The 19,458-nt window shown below is 45.5% G+C and carries 14 protein-coding genes and 1 pseudogene; 10 read left to right on the top strand and 5 right to left on the bottom strand.

The window, feature by feature from the left end:
* Positions 1-175 precede the first annotated feature (175 nt).
* Positions 176-1,849, bottom strand: coding sequence for a methyl-accepting chemotaxis protein (locus EAO38_RS05415; protein WP_162982690.1), 1,674 nt, complete (start codon positions 1,847-1,849; stop codon positions 176-178).
* Between the two features lie 379 nt (positions 1,850-2,228).
* On the opposite strand from EAO38_RS05415, the gene EAO38_RS09210 reads away from it, so the two are divergent.
* A complete protein-coding gene (locus tag EAO38_RS09210) occupies positions 2,229-5,822 on the top strand; it encodes an AAA family ATPase (protein ID WP_235852531.1) in 3,594 nt (1,197 codons plus the stop codon).
* A 109-nt stretch (positions 5,823-5,931) separates the two neighbouring features.
* Positions 5,932-7,991 (top strand): annotated as a pseudogene (locus EAO38_RS09510) (methyl-accepting chemotaxis protein).
* Here the strand turns inward: EAO38_RS09510 and EAO38_RS05395 are convergent.
* Positions 7,988-9,205 (bottom strand): SLC5/6 family protein, encoded by a 1,218-nt coding sequence (locus EAO38_RS05395; RefSeq protein ID WP_121021838.1) that lies wholly within the window; start codon positions 9,203-9,205, stop codon positions 7,988-7,990. The pseudogene EAO38_RS09510 and the gene EAO38_RS05395 overlap by 4 nt on opposite strands.
* Before the next feature lie 130 nt (positions 9,206-9,335).
* Between EAO38_RS05395 and rho the strand changes: the two genes are divergently transcribed.
* From rho to EAO38_RS05365, 6 genes are all read left to right on the top strand, one after another.
* Positions 9,336-10,637, top strand: a complete 1,302-nt coding sequence (gene rho, locus EAO38_RS05390) for a transcription termination factor Rho (protein WP_121021836.1) — start codon at positions 9,336-9,338, stop codon at positions 10,635-10,637.
* Positions 10,637-11,398 (top strand): glutamate racemase, encoded by a 762-nt coding sequence (murI, locus tag EAO38_RS05385; RefSeq protein WP_121021834.1) that lies wholly within the window; start codon positions 10,637-10,639, stop codon positions 11,396-11,398. The genes rho and murI overlap by 1 nt, the downstream gene beginning before the upstream one ends.
* 78 nt (positions 11,399-11,476) lie before the next feature.
* Positions 11,477-13,780 (top strand): DNA topoisomerase (ATP-hydrolyzing) subunit B, encoded by a 2,304-nt coding sequence (gyrB, locus tag EAO38_RS05380; protein WP_121021832.1) that lies wholly within the window; start codon positions 11,477-11,479, stop codon positions 13,778-13,780.
* Between the two features lie 57 nt (positions 13,781-13,837).
* On the top strand, positions 13,838-14,839 hold the full coding sequence (locus tag EAO38_RS05375; RefSeq protein ID WP_121021830.1) for a DNA adenine methylase: 1,002 nt from the start codon (positions 13,838-13,840) through the stop codon (positions 14,837-14,839).
* 94 nt (positions 14,840-14,933) lie between these two features.
* Positions 14,934-15,761 (top strand): sulfatase-like hydrolase/transferase, encoded by an 828-nt coding sequence (locus EAO38_RS05370; protein WP_121021828.1) that lies wholly within the window; start codon positions 14,934-14,936, stop codon positions 15,759-15,761.
* Positions 15,758-16,609 carry a phosphoethanolamine transferase gene (locus tag EAO38_RS05365; RefSeq protein ID WP_235852529.1) on the top strand — a complete coding sequence of 284 codons (852 nt, stop codon included), beginning with the start codon at positions 15,758-15,760 and terminating at the stop codon, positions 16,607-16,609. The genes EAO38_RS05370 and EAO38_RS05365 overlap by 4 nt, the downstream gene beginning before the upstream one ends.
* Here EAO38_RS05365 and EAO38_RS05360 read toward each other — a convergent pair.
* Genes EAO38_RS05360 through EAO38_RS05350 form a run of 3 tightly spaced genes read right to left on the bottom strand, consistent with a single transcriptional unit; the run spans position 16,606 to position 18,342 of the window.
* On the bottom strand, positions 16,606-17,271 hold the full coding sequence (locus EAO38_RS05360; RefSeq protein ID WP_121021826.1) for an outer membrane protein: 666 nt from the start codon (positions 17,269-17,271) through the stop codon (positions 16,606-16,608). The genes EAO38_RS05365 and EAO38_RS05360 overlap by 4 nt on opposite strands.
* A gap of 8 nt (positions 17,272-17,279) precedes the next feature.
* Positions 17,280-17,468, bottom strand: coding sequence for a hypothetical protein (locus EAO38_RS05355; RefSeq protein ID WP_121021824.1), 189 nt, complete (start codon positions 17,466-17,468; stop codon positions 17,280-17,282).
* Positions 17,455-18,342 carry a class 1 fructose-bisphosphatase gene (locus EAO38_RS05350; protein ID WP_121021822.1) on the bottom strand — a complete coding sequence of 296 codons (888 nt, stop codon included), beginning with the start codon at positions 18,340-18,342 and terminating at the stop codon, positions 17,455-17,457. The genes EAO38_RS05355 and EAO38_RS05350 overlap by 14 nt, the downstream gene beginning before the upstream one ends.
* A 124-nt stretch (positions 18,343-18,466) precedes the next feature.
* Here EAO38_RS05350 and rplI point away from each other — a divergent pair, with 124 nt between their 5' ends.
* Together rplI and hslV are read left to right on the top strand one after the other, a co-directional pair.
* Positions 18,467-18,913, top strand: a complete 447-nt coding sequence (gene rplI, locus EAO38_RS05345) for a 50S ribosomal protein L9 (RefSeq protein ID WP_121021852.1) — start codon at positions 18,467-18,469, stop codon at positions 18,911-18,913.
* The gene (gene hslV / locus EAO38_RS05340) at positions 18,913-19,455 is read left to right on the top strand and encodes an ATP-dependent protease subunit HslV (protein ID WP_121021850.1); all 543 of its coding nucleotides are present in this window, start codon (positions 18,913-18,915) and stop codon (positions 19,453-19,455) included. The genes rplI and hslV overlap by 1 nt, the downstream gene beginning before the upstream one ends.
* Positions 19,456-19,458 lie beyond the last annotated feature (3 nt).

Below are 19,458 nucleotides of genomic sequence, written 5' to 3'. Positions count from 1 at the left end.
AGTCAAATAACATAACCAAGAAGCTTTTCAAACAAGCTTTCTTAGAAGCAAAACGCGATTCTATCTTTTTGAAGCTTAGGGGGGGCTTAAGGGGTTAGGAGATTTAAAAGTTTTGGGGACTGAAGTTAAAATACTCCGTGCTTAAAGGCTATGTACTCAATACCTGTGGAGTACGCTAAAACTGCTTTTTATGCGCATCCTCTAATATATTGTGTGCTATGTTTTGCACGTTTTGACTAATTAGAGATGAAGTCTGTGCAATATTTGCGTTCTCTTGAGTCGCTTGCTCTAGCGCACCCATTGTCTGGTTAATTTGCGTGATGCTCTCCGTTTGTTCGCATATAGAACCAGCCATATCATTAATGCTTTGTGCCAAGATATTTGTATTGGTTTCAATCTCTCCTAAGCTTTTTTGGGTGCTTTCAGCGAGTTTTCTTACTTCATCTGCCACCACCGCAAAGCCTCTGCCATGCTCGCCAGCCCTTGCTGCTTCTATGGCCGCATTGAGTGCTAGTAAGTTAATTTGATCTGCTATGTCCTTGATGATGCCTGTAATATCTTTAATGTTTTCAGATTGTTTGATCACTTCTTCGGTTTTAGAACTTACATCTTGCATGGAAACTGTTATCTCTTCTAGGGCACTTGCGGTTTGCTGCAATGAAACCCCTTGTTTAGCCGAAGAACTTTGCATGTTCGTAATGGCACTATTTAGATCCGTCATTTCTTTATTAAGCGCGTTAGCAGAGTCAAGCGAAGACACTAGCATTTTTTTGATTTCAGACACGACTGCATTTATTGAAGTTTCTATATCCCCAGATGCCCTTGGTATGGTGTTCCTGAAATCTAACGCCTTGTATAAGGATAGTAGGTCTTCTATAGTATTCAAGTCTGCACCTATTTTCTTTTGCAATATGCCAAGAGTGGAGTTCAACACATCTTTTAGCTCTACTAATTGCGGACTTGCTGGATTGCTCACTACTCTTGCTTGTAAATTGCCTTTTTCAATTTGTTTAGACACTGCTGTGAGTTCATTGATGGCCTGTTTATCCCGTTGTATGAAGTCTTTTGCTTTTTGTATGTTGGTGTTTATTTGTTTTGCCATCTGACCTAGCTCGTCTTTTGTGTCTATTCTTATTGTTGGAATTGTTGCGCTTTCGTGATTTATGAAGGCGAAGAATTCATCTAAGCCATATTTAAGGGTCTTAATTGAAGTAGTAACATTTTTATAAAAAATGTAATATAAAGGAACAACTAAGAACATGATCAGTGCAATGCATATAGCCGAATATAAATAAAATTTCTTTGATAGCGCAGCTTCAATTTTATCAACAACTTTATTAGTCTTTGAATTAATGTTGTCTATGTACACACCTGTAGAAATCCACCAACCTTTTTGACCAGGAATCGCTTGAGAATAAGCAATTTTTTCAGCACTGATAATGCGGCCATCAAGCAAGGGCTTGTTAAAAGTGTAATACACAAAACCCCCGCCGTTTAACGAAGCCTTATACAGGTCTTGCACAAAATACTTCCCGTTTTTATCTTTGATATTCTCAATATCAGCTCCAATTAATTTTTTGTAGACATTAAACACCCCTACGTATTTGTTATACACAATAAAATAACCAGACCTATCGTCTTCATATCTAAAATTGTGTACAGCCGTGGTGATTATCTTCTGCTTTTCTTCTAGCGTTGTTGCCGTCTTTAAAAAATTGCCTAGAGTCTGCGCCATTGCATCTGTGGGTAACTTAATTCTATCTTTTACACTTTCTATAAAATTCTGCGTGAATATATCTTCAGCATGCTTGATCTGGGCGTTATTGCTTTGCAAAAACAAAAATAACATGATACTAAAAACCACGGTGTTAACCAGCAAGAGATACAAAATCTTTCTACCAATATTAAATGTTTTCATGGTGACAACCTCTCTTACTCTGATTATAGCACCCAAGGAGGTTAAGTTAGAAATGTCGTTACTCTAAGAGTGGCTAAAAGGATGCGTTAAATTGTGTGTGGGTAAAAACGCAAACAACTAAGAACCAAGTGTTTGAGAATTTATTCCCATTGGGACAATTTATAAATTAAATGATAAAGTGAATCGCATGCACTACATTTTCTATGGCATTTTGATTTGGCTTGGTGTTGAAGTTGCGTTGATCTTGGCTATATTTGTAATTGCCCTCGCTTTTGATCTTTGCAAGAGCATTGTCATAAACATATTGGACATGTTTAGCAAACCCAAAGCCCAAAAAGACAGAATTACCCTCAAAGATTTAGAAAAATCTGTGGAAAACAGCCACATTACAGCAGAACAAGCCCCACAGGATGCAGACACCAACCCACAAGACAGGGAGGATAACATCCCCAATCAACCCGACAAAGGAGCATGCATGGGAAAATCTAAGAGATCAATGGATTTTTGTGAGTTAAAAAGATTTTTGATCCTCCAGCGGGCAGGCTGTCTTACTTGGATGGCCGATCACGCTTATCAAAATTTTGGCTGGGTGGCCTTAAAGCCGCTCCACCAAGCGCAAGGCGCGCGCATTAAGTGGGATGCCCTCACAGAGGATCAAGATTCTTATACTTTGGAGGGGGTGGAGGAAGTGGAATGGTTGCAAAAATACCCCTATAGGGTCTATTATTTTTTCGGGGATATTTGCAAGGAAAGGCAGACCGCCCAACGCGAAATTATCTTCAAAGACAGCGCAGAGGTGCTAGATTTTCTACTCAATCTCTATAAACCCTATGCCCATTTTGATCCCAAATTTTCTAAGCACCAAACAATGGTCAATTTGGATTTGGAGGTAGAGAAAGAAAAAAATCGCGCCCAATACCTATATGATCAGGCCTTGCAATCTTGGTCTCATTCTTTTGAAAATACCCTTAAGAAAATTGGTCTTGAAACCCCCTCTGGGCTAAAAATCCCCCTTTCATCCCTCCCCTTTTTCCCAAAAGCTCTCTCTCCTCTCCTAGAAAAATACCGCCATGATGATGCCTATGTCTTCCAAACCACCTACAGCTCCCCGGCTAATTTGCCCAAGTTCGATCCCGAAATTTTACGGGCAAATTTATCTGAATCCCTCAGGTTATGGCAAGAACACTTAGAAGAATGCATGGACAACTTGGTGCCACCCCAAAGAAAACCCAAATTCAAACGCAAGGTGCGCAAGCAACTTGCCAAACTCTGTTTCAAACAACATTGCGGTTTGATCACACCGGATTATATCGAACACTTCAAACTCCACGATCCTGAAGACCCTGCGGCGATCAAGGCGGTTGCCAATGAGTATATTGCTAAAAATTTCCCAAGCTCTAAGGATCGAATCACCATTCCTGAAGAAAGCACATATTTCGCTCTCCGGCGTTTTTTTGTAGATGGTCAAAAGCATTACTACATGGAGCAAGCTTTATGGGTTTGGGCTTGGCAACGCCTGTTGGAGATTTTTAACGGTTCTTTAGAAACTCGAGAAGTCCGCGATCAACTTTTAGCCCGTCTAAGCCCGGAGCAAGCACAAGAATTTGAGCAAGCCTTCTATGAAAACATTGAAGATAAACAAAATCCCCTTGTATGGAGTCTCATCCACCATTTGGCATTTCCGCTTGCCGTATTCCAATATGAAAATGAACTCATCATTGCCAAAAATCTCAATTTTAAACCCGCTGTATTTTTGAACGATGGCGCGCATGATAATAATATCTTACGCATTTTATTCTTTTTTGGGAGGGTGAAAGATGAAGAGAATGTCCAAGAAATCTTACAAACCTATCGTGATTACATCCCCACCTATACCCCCCCCACACCCCCACCCCAAGACCTCACTCCGCCAAAATTGCCTCTTTTACCCCCAACTTTAGCAGAAGATTTTGCCAAGTGGTGGGCAGAGATTGTAGATGTGCATACAGAATCTTTGTTTTTTGATGACAAAGAGGCTTTTGCCAAAAAGATTTTGGAGTTGCAACGCCAGTTTCTCAACGAAAGCCCAACTTTAGCAGAAGATTTTGCCAAGTGGTGGGCAGAACTTGTAGATACACATACAGAAGCTTTGTTTGTGGAGGACAGACAGGCGTTTATGAAGAAAATCCTTGAGACGCTCAATGGGTTTTTTAAGGAAAAGACAGCTCTAGAAGGGGGTTTTGTCAAGTGGTGGGCAGAACTTGTAGATACAGAAATGGAGGGCTTGTTTTTTGACGACAAAGAGGCTTTTATGAGGGAGTTTCTCAAGGCGCAACACCAGTTTCTTAAAGAAAACGCCATTTGGGAAGAGAATTTTGCGCAATATTCAGATTGTTTGGGTGAAAACATCCGGGCCATATTCTGTGAGGATATAAAGGTCTTTGTGAAGAAGGTGCTAAAAGCGCAAAACCAATTTCTCAAAAAAAGTAGGATGGAAAAGAAATTCGCTAGCTGGTGCGCGGATTCTATAGATGTGGATACGGAGGGCTTGTTTTTTGACGACAAACAAGCGTTCATGAAAAAAATCTTCAAAATGCAAAACCAGTTTCTTAAAGGGAACGCCATTTGGGAAGAAGCTTTCAGTACTTGGTATATAGATCATTGGGATGAAAGTGAGGATAAAAAGACTTTTTTAAGAAAAATTCTAGAAGCACATGGCCAGTTTTTTAAAGAAAAGGGCATGCTTGAGAATGAATTCGCTAACTGGTGTGCGGATCAATTGAGGGATGCAGAGCTAGAAGAACTATTTTTTGACGACAAGGAAGCCTTCATTAGAAAGATGCTTGCCATGCAAGAGCGGTTTTTCAAAAGCGATCCTAGCATAGACAAGCCCTACCCAATGCCCACCATCTCCCAAACAGCCCCCAACCCCAACCCCAAACAGCCCCCAACCCAAGACAAATACTCCCCCAAGGCCATTAAGGCCTATTTAGATCAATTTGTCATCGGCCAAGAAGACGCTAAAAAGGGCATGAGCTTGGTTTTTAGCGATCATTACAAACGCATCAATGGCCAATCGGGCTTAGAAAAAGCCAACGCCATTTGCATAGGCCCCTCAGGCAGTGGCAAGACCTTTTTGATCGAAATGGCGACAAAGTATTTAGACATCCCCTATTGTATCGCCAATGCGGCTTCTTTCACCCCTACGGGCTATCTAGGTAATGAAACCAACCAAATGTTTGCCACACTCTATAACAATGCGGATAAAGACATAGAAAAAGCCCAAAAAGGGGTGTTGGTCCTAGATGAGATTGATAAACTAGGGCAGGGGAGCTGGCATGATAAAGAATGGCGCCAGGGGGTGCAAAATGAACTCTTAAAGGTGATTGAAAAGGGGATCGTGTCTTTTGAATACGGGGGTAGAGCTAATGGGGAAACCATCACCTTGCAAACCGATCACATGCTCTTCATCGTCTTGGGGCATTTTGAAAAATTGTGGAAAAATAACCAACTCAAAACTCCCCATCAAAAACTCCCCAAATTCAGCAATGAGGATTTGATAGAATGCGGGATGAAGCGCGAATTTTTGCGCCGTTTTTGCGTGCGGGTGGTCTTTGAACCGGTGGATTTAGACATGCTCACGCAGCTTTTAGATCGCCGTTTAAAACCTTTTCAGGAGGAATTTGCTAAAGAGGGGAGCGCGTTGGAATTTACCCAAGAAGCCAAGCGCATTTTAGTAGAAGAGGCATTACATGAAGGTGTAGGCATGAGCGCACTAGATCAGAAATTGCACGAGATACTCATGCCCTTGCGTTTTGATATTGAGACTTACAGAGGGTTTAAATGCCTGATCGGGCACAACCTTCTTAAGAGCGGGTGCGTACGGATGATAGAATTGCTTGATAACACCAAGCCGCCTTCATAGTAGTTCTATGTTTATTTTCTTTGTGCGTGCGTTTTGCTAAATTTTCCAATACTCAAGGGTTAGTTGTGTTAAACTAAGGGCTTTTAATCGATCTTAAAAAAGGAAAGCGATGTTGAAGAATATGGCCTTACGCAATAAAATGGTTCTTGCCATTGGATCGGCGTTGGTGGTGTTGGTGCTGGTGATGACCTATGTCGTTTCTTTTAAAGTGGAAAAACTTTTAGAGGCAGAGGCTCTTAATCGTTTAAAAGCCCAAGTGCGTAACGCGGGGCAGGGGGTGCAAGATAGCATCACCCGTTCGCTGGTGCGTTTGCATATTCTGAGATCTGCCCTGTTAAAAGATTCGTCTGATTCAGCCTTCGATAAAGCCATTTTGAGCGAATACGTCCATTACACGAGAGGTGTCTTCGCGCTTTCCATCGCGATGAGGATGATCATAAAAACGCCTTGACATTTGACAAAATCACGAATGGAGAGGACAATCCTAATAGCCTAACCGGGGCAGGCAAGGTTGAGATCACCCCTGCGCCCGATCTCTACAAGCACCCTCTATACATCGCTGCTAGACAGAGGAAAGACTTCGTCCTAGGCAAGCCCTATTTTCGTAAGATGCAGGATGGGAGCACTATTTATGGGGTGGATATTGCCTACCCACTACAGGATAGTAAACATGTGGTCAAGGGGGTTGTCTTGGTCTTTATTAATATCGATCGCTTTGACTACGTGCTTAAATCTTATGGAGTGGGGGACACCAAGTTTAACCTGATCGCCCAAGATGGCACTTTGCTTGTGGTTGCCGACCACAAGCAATGGCGTAACCGTCCTTGGAGGGACTTTAATGTCAATTTTAATGACCGGGCTTTGCCCATCATCCAAAATGGGGATAAGAGCGTGTTACGGGTGCATTCTATAGTGAGTGGGGAATCCTCCTATGGGGCGATCTACTCTTTTTCCGTTTTCAAAAGCCCTGAGAAGAGATTCCATTGGGCCGTTGTGGGGGTACGCAGTGAAAAGCGGGTGTTTAGGGATATTGACTCGATCAAGACAACGGTGCGTATTACTGGAGCGATTGGTTTGATCGTGGTGATTGGGATCATCTATTGGTTGCTCTATGTCTTGATGAGCAAGCGTATCGGAAATGTGGCTAGAAACCTAGAAAATTTCTTTAAAATTCTGCGCCATGAGGTCTCTGCCGATCATATTAAGCTCATCCCTGCCACCAGTGCGGACGATTTGGGGAAAATCCAAAGCTCGATCAACGAGAATATCCAACGAGTCCAACAAACCTTATTGCAGGATGAAAAGGCGGTACAAAATAGCATTGATGTCGCTTCTAGAGTGGAGATGGGGGATTTTAGCCAAACCATCAGTGCGGATCCTAACAATCCCTCCTTAATAGAGCTCAAGAAGAATATTAACAACATCATCTTGTACATGCAAAAGAATATTGGGATGCACATGAAAACCATTAACGAAGCCTTTGAACGCTACGCCCAATACGACTTCAGACAGGGGATTCCCAATGCCAACGGGCATATTGAGGTGGTGCTAGATGGGCTAGCCATTGAAACGAGGCGGATGTTAAGCACCTCTGCGGAGTTTGCCAAAGAATTAGATAGTAAGGTGGGCGTGCTCAATGGTTGCGTGGATCGACTCAATGAAGTCGCCACAAGTCAGAACAATAGTTTAGACAAGACCATTGGGAGCATTGGGGGGATCACCAGCGGAATCACAGAAGTGGCGCACAAGAGCGAGGGAATGATCCAACAAGGACAGGACATTAAAAACATCGTGGAGATCATCCGCGACATCGCTGATCAAACCAATTTGCTTGCCTTGAATGCCGCCATTGAAGCCGCCCGGGCGGGCGAGCATGGGCGTGGCTTTGCCGTGGTGGCCGATGAAGTGCGCAAACTTGCCGAGCGCACCCAAAAATCCTTGAGCGAGATTGAAACTAATATCAATGTCTTGGTGCAAAGCATTTCAGACACCTCAGCGAGCATCCAAAACCAAGCTAAAGCCGTGGAGTCTATCAACAAATCCCTAGAAGAATTCAAAAAGGATACAGAAAATAACATCGCTATCGCGCGCGATTCTTTAGGGGCCTCCCAAGATATTAACCGCATTTCTCAAGAGATTTTGGCAGATGTGGAGCGCAAGAAGTTTTAAAACAAGCCACGCACCACAGCCGAGAGGGTGAGCAGGCCTAGAGCGATGAGAAAGGTGTCGCTGATTTTGTTTTGAAAGGGTTGCAGGGCGGGGATTTTATACATCGCATACATGGGCAAGATGAAGAGCATTAAGGCGATGATGGGACCGCCTAGATTTTCAATGAAATCTAGCACGCTAGGGTTAGCATAGGCCACTAGCACCATTGAGAGATACAAAAACCCATGCACGCCCGCCTGTGCGCGCTTGCCCTGTTTGCCCAGGAGTTGCGCCACCAAACCGCTCAAGCCCTCCCTAGCCCCGATATAATGCCCTAAAAAGGAGGTCATGATAGCTAAAAAGGCGATGAGGGGCGCGCTGTAGGCGATGAGGGGGTCGTTAAATTTGTCGGCAAAATAAGAGAGAATGGAGATGTTTTGCGCCTTGGCCGCTTGCAACTGTGCCGGATCCACACAGAGGATACAAGAGAAGACAAAGAACATCACAAAGATAAAGAGCAACATAGAAGTGCGCCAAAGAATCGCGCTGGTTTTGCTAAAGGCTTGCGCCCCATAAGCCCTACGGATACTCAAAGAATAATTAGAAATGGCTGGGGAATAGTCAAAGGCAAAAACCAGCACGGGTAAGGTGGTGTAGACAATCCCTAACGCGTTGTTAAAACTAGGGAAGATCAAGAGCATGTCTAATTTCCAATAGGGGATGAGGTAGAGAGAAAAGAGGGCTAAAATAATAATGAGGGGATAGACTAATGCTTGGGTGATTTTGAGCATGATCTTCTCTCCAAAGATCAAGGCTAAGACCATCAAGGTGATCAAGCCCCATGCCAACAAGAGGCGATGAGGGGGTTGTACATGCAATTGCATGCGCATGAAATTCTCTAGGGTGTTGGTGATCCCCACCCCATAGATCAAACAGGCCGGATAAATGGCAAAAAAGTATAAAAAGGTCATCCACTTGCCCAAATTCTCCCCAAAATGCTCTCTGACCACATGGGTAATGTCTGCATTGGGCTCTTTAGCGCTCAGGACAAAATAACTCAAAGCGCGGTGGGCAAAAAAGACCATGGGAAAAACGATCACACACAGCAACACCACAATCCAAAAGCCCCCTAACCCAGCATTGATGGGCAAAAATAAAATCCCCGCCCCCACGGCCACGCCAAATAGGGATAGAATCCAACTGCGATCAAAGGCGCGCGCTTGTTTTTGTTGCATAGATGTCCTTTATCCCCTCAAAATAAGCGTATTGTAATTTTAGCCATGTTAGAGTAAGCTTTTTTATCGCTTCCCTAATTTAAATATCAGCGTAGGTTTGGCTTGACCTCATCCGCCCTTAAGGACCCTAATGGCTTACGAACCCCATAAACAAAGAACCCATACCCCTGTGAGTGGGTATCGCATTGAAGAATTGCGCGCAAAACCCACCGAAAAACTCCTAGAGATCGCCAACGAACTCAAGGTAGAAAACCCTCAAGAGTACAAACGCCAAGATTTGATGTTTGAAATCCTCAAAAACCAAGTCTCTCAGGGGGGCTATATTCTCTTCACGGGCATTTTGGAGATGTCCAATGAAGGATATGGCTTTTTAAGAGGGATGGATGGGAGCTTTTCAGACAACCAAAACGACACCTATGTGAGTCAGTCCCAAATCAAGCGCTTTGCTTTGCGCAATGGCGACATTGTAACCGGGCAAGTGCGCTCCCCTAAGGATCAAGAGAAATACTACGCCCTTTTAAAGATTGAGGCGGTCAATTACCTCCCTCTAGATGAAATCCGCCACCGCCCCCTCTTTGACAACCTAACCCCCCTCTTCCCCACCGAGCAAATCAAGCTAGAATACGAACCCACAAAGGTAACCGGGCGCATGCTCGATCTCTTTAGCCCCATTGGCAAGGGGCAACGCGCCCTCATTGTCGCCCCACCCCGCACGGGTAAAACCGAACTGATGAAAGAGCTAGCCCATGGGATCACGGCTAACCACCCGGAGATGGAGCTCATCATTCTACTGGTAGATGAACGCCCCGAAGAGGTTACGGACATGCAAAGAAGTGTGCGCGCCCAAGTCTTTAGCTCTACCTTTGATCTGCCCTCACACAACCATGTACGCATTGCCGAGTTGGTGCTAGAGCGGGCTAAAAGGCGCGTAGAAATGGGTAAGGATGTGGTTATTTTACTAGATTCGATCACCCGCCTAGCGCGCGCGTACAACGCGATCACCCCTTCTAGTGGCAAAGTCTTAAGCGGGGGGGTGGACGCGCACGCCTTGCACCGCCCCAAACGCTTTTTTGGCGCGGCGCGCAACATTGAAGAGGGGGGGAGTTTGAGCATTATTGCCACCGCCTTAATTGAAACCGGATCGCGCATGGATGAGGTGATCTTTGAGGAGTTTAAGGGCACGGGCAATAGCGAAATTGTACTAGCGCGCAGCATCTCCGATCGGCGTATTTACCCCGCCTTTGATGTGCTCAAATCCGGCACGCGCAAGGATAATATCTTGCTAGGTAAAGACAAACTCACCAAAGTGTGGGTCTTGCGCAATGTGATGCAACAAATGGACGATGTAGAAGCGCTCAACTTCATTTACTCTAAAATGCAAACCACGAAGGACAACGCCGAGTTTTTGGATTTGATGAATCAAGGTTCTTAGTGCGTGTGGGGATTTTTGATAGCGGGGTGGGGGGGCTTAGTGTGCTTAAAAGCGTGTTGCAGGCGCGCTTGTTTGCAGAGATTATCTACTATGGCGACACTGCGCGCGTGCCCTATGGGACCAAAGACCCCCAAACGATCGCGCGCTTTGCCCTAGAAGCCCTAGATTTTTTCAAACGCCACCGCATAGAAATGCTCATTGTGGCTTGCAATAGCGTGAGCGCGTGGGCACTGCCCCAAATGCGTGCGCGCTCTAAAATCCCCATTGTGGGGGTGATTGAGCCTGGGATTTTAGCCATTACTAAAGACACCCCTAAGGACGCTCCTATTTTGGTACTGGGCACAAAAGCCACCATCGCCTCGGGGCGTTATGCTAAGGAGTTGCATGCCCATGGCTACTCCCATGTACAAAGCCTAGCCACGGGGTTATTTGTGCCCTTGATTGAAGAGGGGATTTTAGAAGGTCCCCTTTTGCATGCATGCATGCGCCATTATTTTAACGATCTTAGTAGCACCCCTAGCGTAGTGGTACTAGGCTGTACCCACTTTCCTTGGATTGCCCCGGCCTTAAAAAACTATTTTAAAGATCGCACAGATTGCACATTGGTGCATTGTGGCGATGCGATTGTGCATTATTTACAAGAAAGCTACCGCCTAAGCCCCCTTAAGCACCCCTCTAAAGTGCGCTTTTTTGCTAGCGCAGATGTGGAGGGGCTCAAAGCCCAAGCGCAGGCGTGGTTGGGGTTAGGTGTGATTTCTTAAATCAAACCTTTAAAGAAGTGGGAAAATGGTATAATTCCCGCACACATAGATCACAATTTTCTCAAGACAAGGGCGTGCATGCATTCTTACATGGGCGATAAAATAAAAGTTCTCAAAGGGCTAGAAGCGGTCAGAAAACGCCCGGGCATGTATATTGGCGATACAGGAGTCAATGGGCTACACCACATGGTTTATGAAGTGGTGGACAACGCGGTGGATGAGAGCATGGCCGGGTATTGCGATCACATCAAAGTAACCTTAAGTCAATATGGATCATGCATTGTGGAGGACAATGGGCGGGGTATCCCTGTGGATATCCACCCCACAGAGGGCATCCCTGCTGCCACGGTGGTACTGACTATCTTGCATGCCGGGGGCAAATTCGATCAGGAGAGTTACAAGGTTTCAGGGGGGTTGCATGGGGTGGGGGTGAGTGTGGTCAACGCGCTCTCTATCAAGCTCATCATGACTATCTATCGGGACGGGCAGATTTACCGCCAAGAATTTGAAAAGGGGATTGCGACCACCCCCCTAGAGGTAGTGGGCACAACTAAAAAGCGCGGGACGACCATTGAGTTTTTCCCTGATCCTAGCATTATGGAGGTGGTGGCATTTGATAGCGCGATACTCAAACGCCGTTTTCAAGAAATGGCTTATTTGAACAATAAAATCACTCTAGAGTTTCACGACCAACCCGCTCAAATACATGAAAGCTACCACTATCAAGACGGCTTAAAGCAATTCATCTTAGACAAGCAAACAACTCCGCTCATCTCTGAGATCATCGCTTTTAGCGCACAGGTGGAGGGTATGGAGGTAGAAGTAGCTCTAGCTTATAATGAAAGCTATGAAGAACAAACCTTTAGCTTTGTGAATAATATCCGCACCACAGAGGGGGGCACGCATGAGAGCGGGTTTAAGATGGGCTTGAGCAAGGCGCTCTTAAATTATATCCAAGAGAGCAGCTCCTCTAGGGAGGGGGCTAGTGTGATTCAAGAAGATGTCAAAGAGGGTTTGTCTGCCATCATCTCGCTTAAAATGTTAGACCCCCAATTTGAGGGGCAGACCAAAGCCAAACTAGGGAGCTCTTTTGTGCGCCCCATTGTGGCTAAGCTCGTCTATGAGAAGGTAGCAAAATACTTTGAGGAGAATCCTAGCATCGCTAAGGCGGTTGTACAAAAAGTCTTGCTCGCCGCGCGAGGGCGTGAGGCGGCTAAAAAAGCGCGTGAGATCACGCGTAAAAAAGACGCTTTAAGCGTGGGGACATTGCCGGGCAAACTGGCTGATTGCCAAAGCAAAGACCCTAGAGAATCTGAGCTTTATTTGGTGGAGGGGGATAGCGCGGGGGGGTCAGCCAAACAGGGGAGAGATCGCACCTTTCAGGCGATCTTACCCTTACGGGGCAAAATCCTCAATGTAGAAAAAGCCCATTTGGGCAAGATTCTCAAATCCGAAGAGATCAAGAACATGATCACCGCCTTTGGGTGTGGGGTGGGCAAGGAATTTAATTTAGAGAAGTTGCGCTACCATAAGATCATCATCATGACCGATGCGGATGTGGATGGGAGTCATATCCAAACTTTGCTGATGACCTTCTTTTTTCGCCATTTAAAGCCCTTGATCGAACATGGGCATGTCTACATCGCCCAACCCCCTTTGTACCGCTTTAAAAAGAAGAAGATCGAGCGTTATTTGCGCGATGAACGGGAGTTGAACCACTTCTTGATCGAACATGGGATTGATAGCATGGAGATTGAGGGCATGGGGCGCAATGATCTCTTGGACTTGCTCAAGACTTTGAGTACCTATCGCTCGATCTTGCAAGAATTGGCAAAACGCTCTGTATTGATTGAAGTGTTGCGCGACTTGGTAGAACATCGCATAGAGGGCTTGGGCTTTGAGGCGATCGCAGCGCGCCTAGAGGGTCTTTTCAAAGGGTTGGGCTATCGTATCTTGACCCAACAAGTCTCAGAACAGGGCGCGCATTTCTTTGTACAAACTCCCTTGGGGCTTGTGGAGGTGGGGGTGGATCACGCGCTCTTGCAGGACCCGCTATTTTTAGAGGCAAAAGCCTTATTCACACGCATTCAAGAAATTGACATGGAGGCTTTGGGCATGGATGCCTTGGACTTTTTAGATAAGGTCGAGCAGAGTGCTAAAACAGGGGCGTATATCCAACGCTACAAGGGCTTAGGGGAAATGAATCCCGATCAACTTTGGGAAACCACGATGGCGCTAGAAAACCGCGCTCTCTTGCGGGTTTGCTTAGAGGACGAAGCAAGGGCTGATGCGGCGTTTAACTTGCTCATGGGCGATGAGGTCGAACCTAGACGTGAATACATCCACACGCATGCTAAGGATGTGAAACATCTAGATGTGTGAGACCCATCTCACCCCTAGCCCATCCCCAATAAGGATGCCTTGGGCGCAAGTGAACCTATGAACTACATTGGCTCTAAGTTGAGTCTTGCGCCCTTTTTACTAAAGAGCATAAGCGGGGTCTTGGAAGCGCGCGGGGTAGTGCTTTCAGATTGTATTTTTGTAGATGCCTTTGCGGGCACTTGCGCGGTGGGCAGATTGTTTAAAAATCGCGTCAAACAAGTCATTAGCAATGATCAAGAGTTTTACAGCTTTGTACTGGCTAAAAATTATATTGAAAACACCACCCCCTTGCAACGTGGTACAAAACTCCTAAGGGAGCTAGAGAAGCTCCCCCCCCTAAGGGGTAAAATCTACACCCATTACGCTTTGGGTGGGGGGCAAAATCGGCAGTATTTCAGCGATGCGAATGCGATGAAAATTGATGCGGTGCGCGCTCAACTCGCACACTGGAACGCGCAGAAAAGCATTTCTGAAAATGAGTTTTATTTCTTGCTAGCCTCCTTACTAGAATCTAGCGACAAGGTTGCCAATACAGCATGTGTCTATGGGGCTTTTTTAAAATCGCTGAAAAAAAGCGCCCAAAAAGATTTATGCGTATCTCCTGCACATTTTGATTTGAGCCCCAATCCCCACTACGCCTACCACAAGGACGCACAAGAGTTAATCGCCCATGTCCCCGCCCACATTCTCTACCTAGACCCCCCCTATAATGCTCGAGAATACGGGGCAAATTACCACCTGCTAAACTCTATCGCTTTGTATGATGACTTCACCCCTCAGGGCAAAACAGGGTTGAGAGATTACCAAAAATCGGCATGGTGTAAGAAAAATAGCGTGGCAGAAACCCTAGACATGCTACTTGCCAGTGCCCAAGCCCAATTTATTTTCTTAAGTTACAACAATGAAGGTTTGCTAAGTCCAAAGCAGATTGCACAAATCTTTAATAAACATGGGAAATACAGCCTAAGAAGCCACCAACACACCCGCTTTAAAACCAATGTCTACTCCCCGTCTCTGACAACCACCATTGAGTATTTACATGTCCTAGAGAAGTCTTAGTTTTAGGGGGCAAAAGAAGCTAGTAAAAATCAAATGTGCTACAATGCCACTTTTAGTTTATGCATCAAGGTGTTTGTGTTGATAAAGGCAGGCTGTGTATTTGGATAACCGCTTTTTTTTGATGTGGCTAGCCCCTGTGGTGGCGAGTTTTTTCTCTGTGGATAGACTGACAGGCGGCTGGTTTTATCTTGGGGGGTTTCCTATCAAAGTTGCCTTCTATGGCTTTGCCTTTTTTTACTTATGTTATTTAGCCAGCAGTCTACTAAAGTCTGCGCGCTGGGTGGAAGGGATAAAAAACACGCTTACGGGTTTGAGCCTTTTCTTTGCCTTTGTCCATTTTTACCTCGCCCATTACTTTGAAATGCGATTCACACCCTCTATCATGGATACGATTTTTGCAACTAGCCTTGAAGAGACGCAAGAATTCTTTTCTAATATGGTACTCCCCCATTTGCCCCTCATTCTTGGGTATGTCTTTGTTTGTTGCTTGCTAGTTTTTCTACTGCCATTTCGATGGGCAATTAACCCTAGGCAAAACAAGTGGATTTTAGCGTGTTTGGGTTTGGTGTTTTGCCTGCATACCGCCCGCGCCTTTTATCTCTTTGGTCCTAAAACTGTGCTAAAAGACCCCAATATTCCCCAACAAGTCATGCCCATTGTGCGCGAATTCGTTATGTTTGCATCCAGCCTTTACCATCGTACACAAATCAGCGCCATGATCTCAAGCTTCAAACAACCCCTCCCCAAGGGCTATCTTACCGTGGAGAGCAACAGCGTACCCAATGTGGTGCTAATTGTGGGCGAAAGCGCGTCTAAAAACTTCATGGGAGTCTATGGTTACCCTGTACCCAATACGCCCTTTCTGAGTAGCTTAGTAGAGAGAGAGAGAGATCGCAAAATTTATTTGTCTTTGAGGATGTGATCTCTGCCTTTGCAGGAACAGGCGAGGTGTTTCAAACTCTGTTAAACTATGGAGACCTTGAAAACCAACAAAATACCCCATGGTACCAACATAAAAATTTGGGTTTAATTTTCAACCATGCGGGTTATCGCACCTTTTGGTTAGATAACCAAGAACGCGCCTCTCGCTCAGATGTCTTCGCGCTCTCTTCGCACATCTTTACCCATGCCTTTTACACAAGCGCTCCCTACCACACATACGATAGCCTGCTCATTGATCTTTTTAAAGAAAAGGTCCAACCCCGCCTTAGCAATAAGAATTTTATTTTATTCCACCTGATTGGCAACCACTTGGGCTATGCAGAACGCTTCCCCAAAGCCTTTGCCAAGTTCACCCCTGCAGACATTCCCTATCAAGGTTTGCATGTCCAAGATGAGAAAGACAAGCAGATTGTGGCAGATTATGTCAATTCTTTGTATTACACCGATTATATTCTGAGCGAGATTTTTAAACTCTTTGAGAATAAAGACGCGGTCATCATTTACCTCTCCGATCATGCTCAAGACATCTTTGAGAGCAATCAGACTTATGGACATCGTTGTTCTAGCTTTGGAGTAGAGATTCCCTTTGTGATCTATGTTAGCGATCTCTTCAAACAAAAACATCCTGAAAAGCTCAAACAACTCGCCCAAGCTGTGCATAAACCCTTTATGAGTGATGATCTCATCCACACTCTTTTACCACTAGTGGGGATTCACACAAAGGATAATTTAGAAAGTAAGGATTTATTAAGTTCTAGGTTTGATACCACACGGGTGCGCAAGGTGTGCGCTGGGGTAGAGTATTTTAAGAGATCACATTCCCACTAGAAATTATAGACATAGTGGATGTAAAAAACTAAGCTTCTTTGGAAGGTGAGACCGCTCACGCCCCCATTGACTAGGGTTTTAAAGTAATAGTTGCGCACAAAAGGAATTTTCATGCCCACCTCAAATCCATGATGTTTGTTGGTGTTGACTCTAAGGCCCCATTGGAGAGGCACTTGGAAGTAGCTAGGGTTCATGATTGTGTTAGGATAGCGCAATAGGTTTTTAAAAGCAGCCGCTTGGCTGGTGCTCCACGAACTCCCTGCAAAGGCCAGCCCTACAAAAAAGCCCGCTTGAAGGCGCACATTGTCTATAAAATCAAAAAGATAATCCGCACCCACCCCATAAACATTATTGTTAAGACGAATCCCATTAAAGGTAGGGTTATCATAGCCATAGCTGTAAAACGCGTAACCCCGCACCCCATGCCGTCTTTCTCCCTTACCAAAGAAGTACTTATACCCCCCCTGTAAGGAGAGGCCGTACATGTTGCTTTGCCCCCCCACAATCCCCAAACCCGCAGGTACCCCAAAACTCCCCGTGATGGTGGTCTTTACCAAACTGTATTGAAACCCTGCACTTGCATAAAATCCATTTTTCTCAGCCTCTAAGTTCCCGGCCAAGCCGGCCAACACCGCTATCACCCCTATTGTTTTCCAATGCATCACTTCTCCTAAAAATCAAAATTGCCCTGTTTACCTTTATTCATACTCAAATACACGCTTTGTACATAGGCTTGGCGTAGCGTGCACTCGAGTACAATGCTGCACTTCAGGCACGAACCCACCCCTTTACGTTCTTGACAAGCGAGTACCTTTTGGCACTGGGTTTGCAACTCCTGATCAAAATCATCTGTTGGCATATTGCTCCTTGAGCGCTTGCATTTCTACTTGTGAACCTAAAAAACATGCGCTTTTATCATGCAGGCTCTCTAAGGGGGTATCTAATAAGCGTTGCCCTTGTCCATCCAAAGCCAGCCCTCCTGCACACTCCACCACGAACGCCATAGGATAGACCTCAAAGAGCTTGCGTAGCTTGCCCTTAGGCGCATCTTGAGTGGCTGGGTAGCAAAATAGGCCGCCCTGTTTGTGCAAGAGATGGTGCGCGTCTGCGACCATGCTCCCACTATAGCGCAAACGATACCCTTGATTGAAGAAGTGATCTAAAAAAGCCCTGTATTTTGGACTAAAGTGTTGCCAGCTCCCTCCAGGTGCAATGTTCTTGCCCTGTGGCTTCAAGGACAAATCTTCTTGAGATGTCCATGCCTTTTGGATTTCATTGTAAAGATAATGCGCCACGCGCGCACGTGTGGCAACCACCAATTCTAACTTTGCGCCATAGAGGATATAAGCCCCCATCTCTATAGACTTGGCGATGTCTGCGTCTTCAAAACCCTTGGGGTTATGCGCATAAATCCCAAAAATACTCCCCACTAAGAAATTTGCCCCCACCACACTCGAACCATCGAGGGGATCAAAGGCGATCAAATAGCCCTGTTGACACTCTGTATAACGCGCTTTCTCCTGTTCCTCACTCATCACTCCCCCCACATTTTCTAATTCTAAACAATACTCAAAAATCAGGCGATCCACTTGCACATCTAGTTCTAATTGCATATCCGCCGTGGGGTTTAGATGGGCAGTATAGTGCACGTCTCCGCTTTTAATGTTTTGATACACTTGTGTAGCGATGTGTTGTAGCGCTTCTAAGAATACGTGTTGCGTTGCGGTGTCCATAAAACTCCTTTGGGATGTAAAACGCCTATTCTAGCACAGAAGCGTTTAAGTCAGCCCGGTGCCTTTAAGACATCTTAAACCTAAATGGGCTAAAATGGGGGCTTTTAGCCACAAGGAGGTTAAAGTGAAGGTGTTGTTATTACAAGATGTTAAAAACTTGGGTAAGGCGGGGGATGTTTGCGAAGTCAAGGATGGCTATGGCAATAATTTTCTCATCGCCAAGAAATTTGCCCAGCTTGCCACTAAAGAGGCCCTGAATAAATACAAGGCCGTCCAAAAAAAGCGCGCAGAGCTAGAGGCCCAAGAATTGGCCGCTAAACAAGAAGTTGCCCAAAAGCTAGAAGCGATCACCTTACAGATTGTTAAAAAAGTCGGGGCCAATGGCGCGCTATTTGGTTCAATCACCAAAGAGGAGGTGGTAGAAGCCCTGCTGGGGGCACACGCTTTGGAATTGGACAAGAAAACCTTAGAACTTAAAACTCCCATTAAAAGTACGGGAATTTATGAGATCGATGTCAAACTAGGCCATGGGGTGATCGGCGTGCTTAAAATCGATGTGATTGCTGAGTGATGTTTCACGCCACGACCATTTTAGGGTATAGAACGCATTTTGAGGGTAGGGATTATGCCATCATCGGGGGTGATGGGCAGGTTACCTTGGGCAATTGTGTGGTCAAGGGGAATGCAACAAAGATTCGCACCTTGCACCACAACCAGATTCTAAGCGGGTTTGCCGGGAGCACCGCAGACGCTTTTAGCCTATTTGACATGTTTGAGCGCATTTTGGAGGGCAAAAAGGGGGATCTGTTTAAAAGTGTGGTGGACTTTAGTAAAGAATGGCGCAAGGATAAGTTTCTACGCCGTTTGGAGGCGATGATGATCGTACTCAACAAACAGGCCATTTTCATTTTAAGCGGGACGGGCGATGTGGTCGAACCTGAAGATGGCAAGATCGCCGCTATTGGGAGCGGAGGGAATTATGCCCTGAGTGCGGCGCGCGCTCTCGATCAATGCGCCCACTTACCCCCAAAGAGTCTTGTAGAAAAATCGCTTGAGATCGCTGGAGAGCTATGTATCTACACCAACCAACACATTAAAATCTTGGAGCTCTAATGC

Source organism: Helicobacter vulpis (assembly GCF_003660395.1).
In the GTDB taxonomy this organism is placed as follows: domain Bacteria; phylum Campylobacterota; class Campylobacteria; order Campylobacterales; family Helicobacteraceae; genus Helicobacter; species Helicobacter vulpis.
Note: the sequence above shows the minus strand (reverse complement) of the source record. Positions and strands in the feature narration are given on the sequence as shown.

Bases quoted from the DNA above. Each gene is read 5' to 3' on its own strand.
- EAO38_RS05360 (WP_121021826.1), bottom strand. From the start codon at position 17,271: ATGCATTGGAAAACAATAGGGGTGATAGCGGTGTTGGCCGGCTTGGCC.
- EAO38_RS05415 (WP_162982690.1), bottom strand. From the start codon at position 1,849: ATGTTATTTTTGTTTTTGCAAAGCAATAACGCCCAGATCAAGCATGCT.
- EAO38_RS09210 (WP_235852531.1), top strand. From the start codon at position 2,229: ATGTTTAGCAAACCCAAAGCCCAAAAAGACAGAATTACCCTCAAAGAT.
- gyrB (WP_121021832.1), top strand. From the start codon at position 11,477: ATGCATTCTTACATGGGCGATAAAATAAAAGTTCTCAAAGGGCTAGAA.
- EAO38_RS05395 (WP_121021838.1), bottom strand. From the start codon at position 9,205: ATGCAACAAAAACAAGCGCGCGCCTTTGATCGCAGTTGGATTCTATCC.
- rho (WP_121021836.1), top strand. From the start codon at position 9,336: ATGGCTTACGAACCCCATAAACAAAGAACCCATACCCCTGTGAGTGGG.
- EAO38_RS05355 (WP_121021824.1), bottom strand. From the start codon at position 17,468: ATGCCAACAGATGATTTTGATCAGGAGTTGCAAACCCAGTGCCAAAAG.
- EAO38_RS05350 (WP_121021822.1), bottom strand. From the start codon at position 18,342: ATGGACACCGCAACGCAACACGTATTCTTAGAAGCGCTACAACACATC.
- hslV (WP_121021850.1), top strand. From the start codon at position 18,913: ATGTTTCACGCCACGACCATTTTAGGGTATAGAACGCATTTTGAGGGT.
- EAO38_RS05375 (WP_121021830.1), top strand. From the start codon at position 13,838: ATGAACTACATTGGCTCTAAGTTGAGTCTTGCGCCCTTTTTACTAAAG.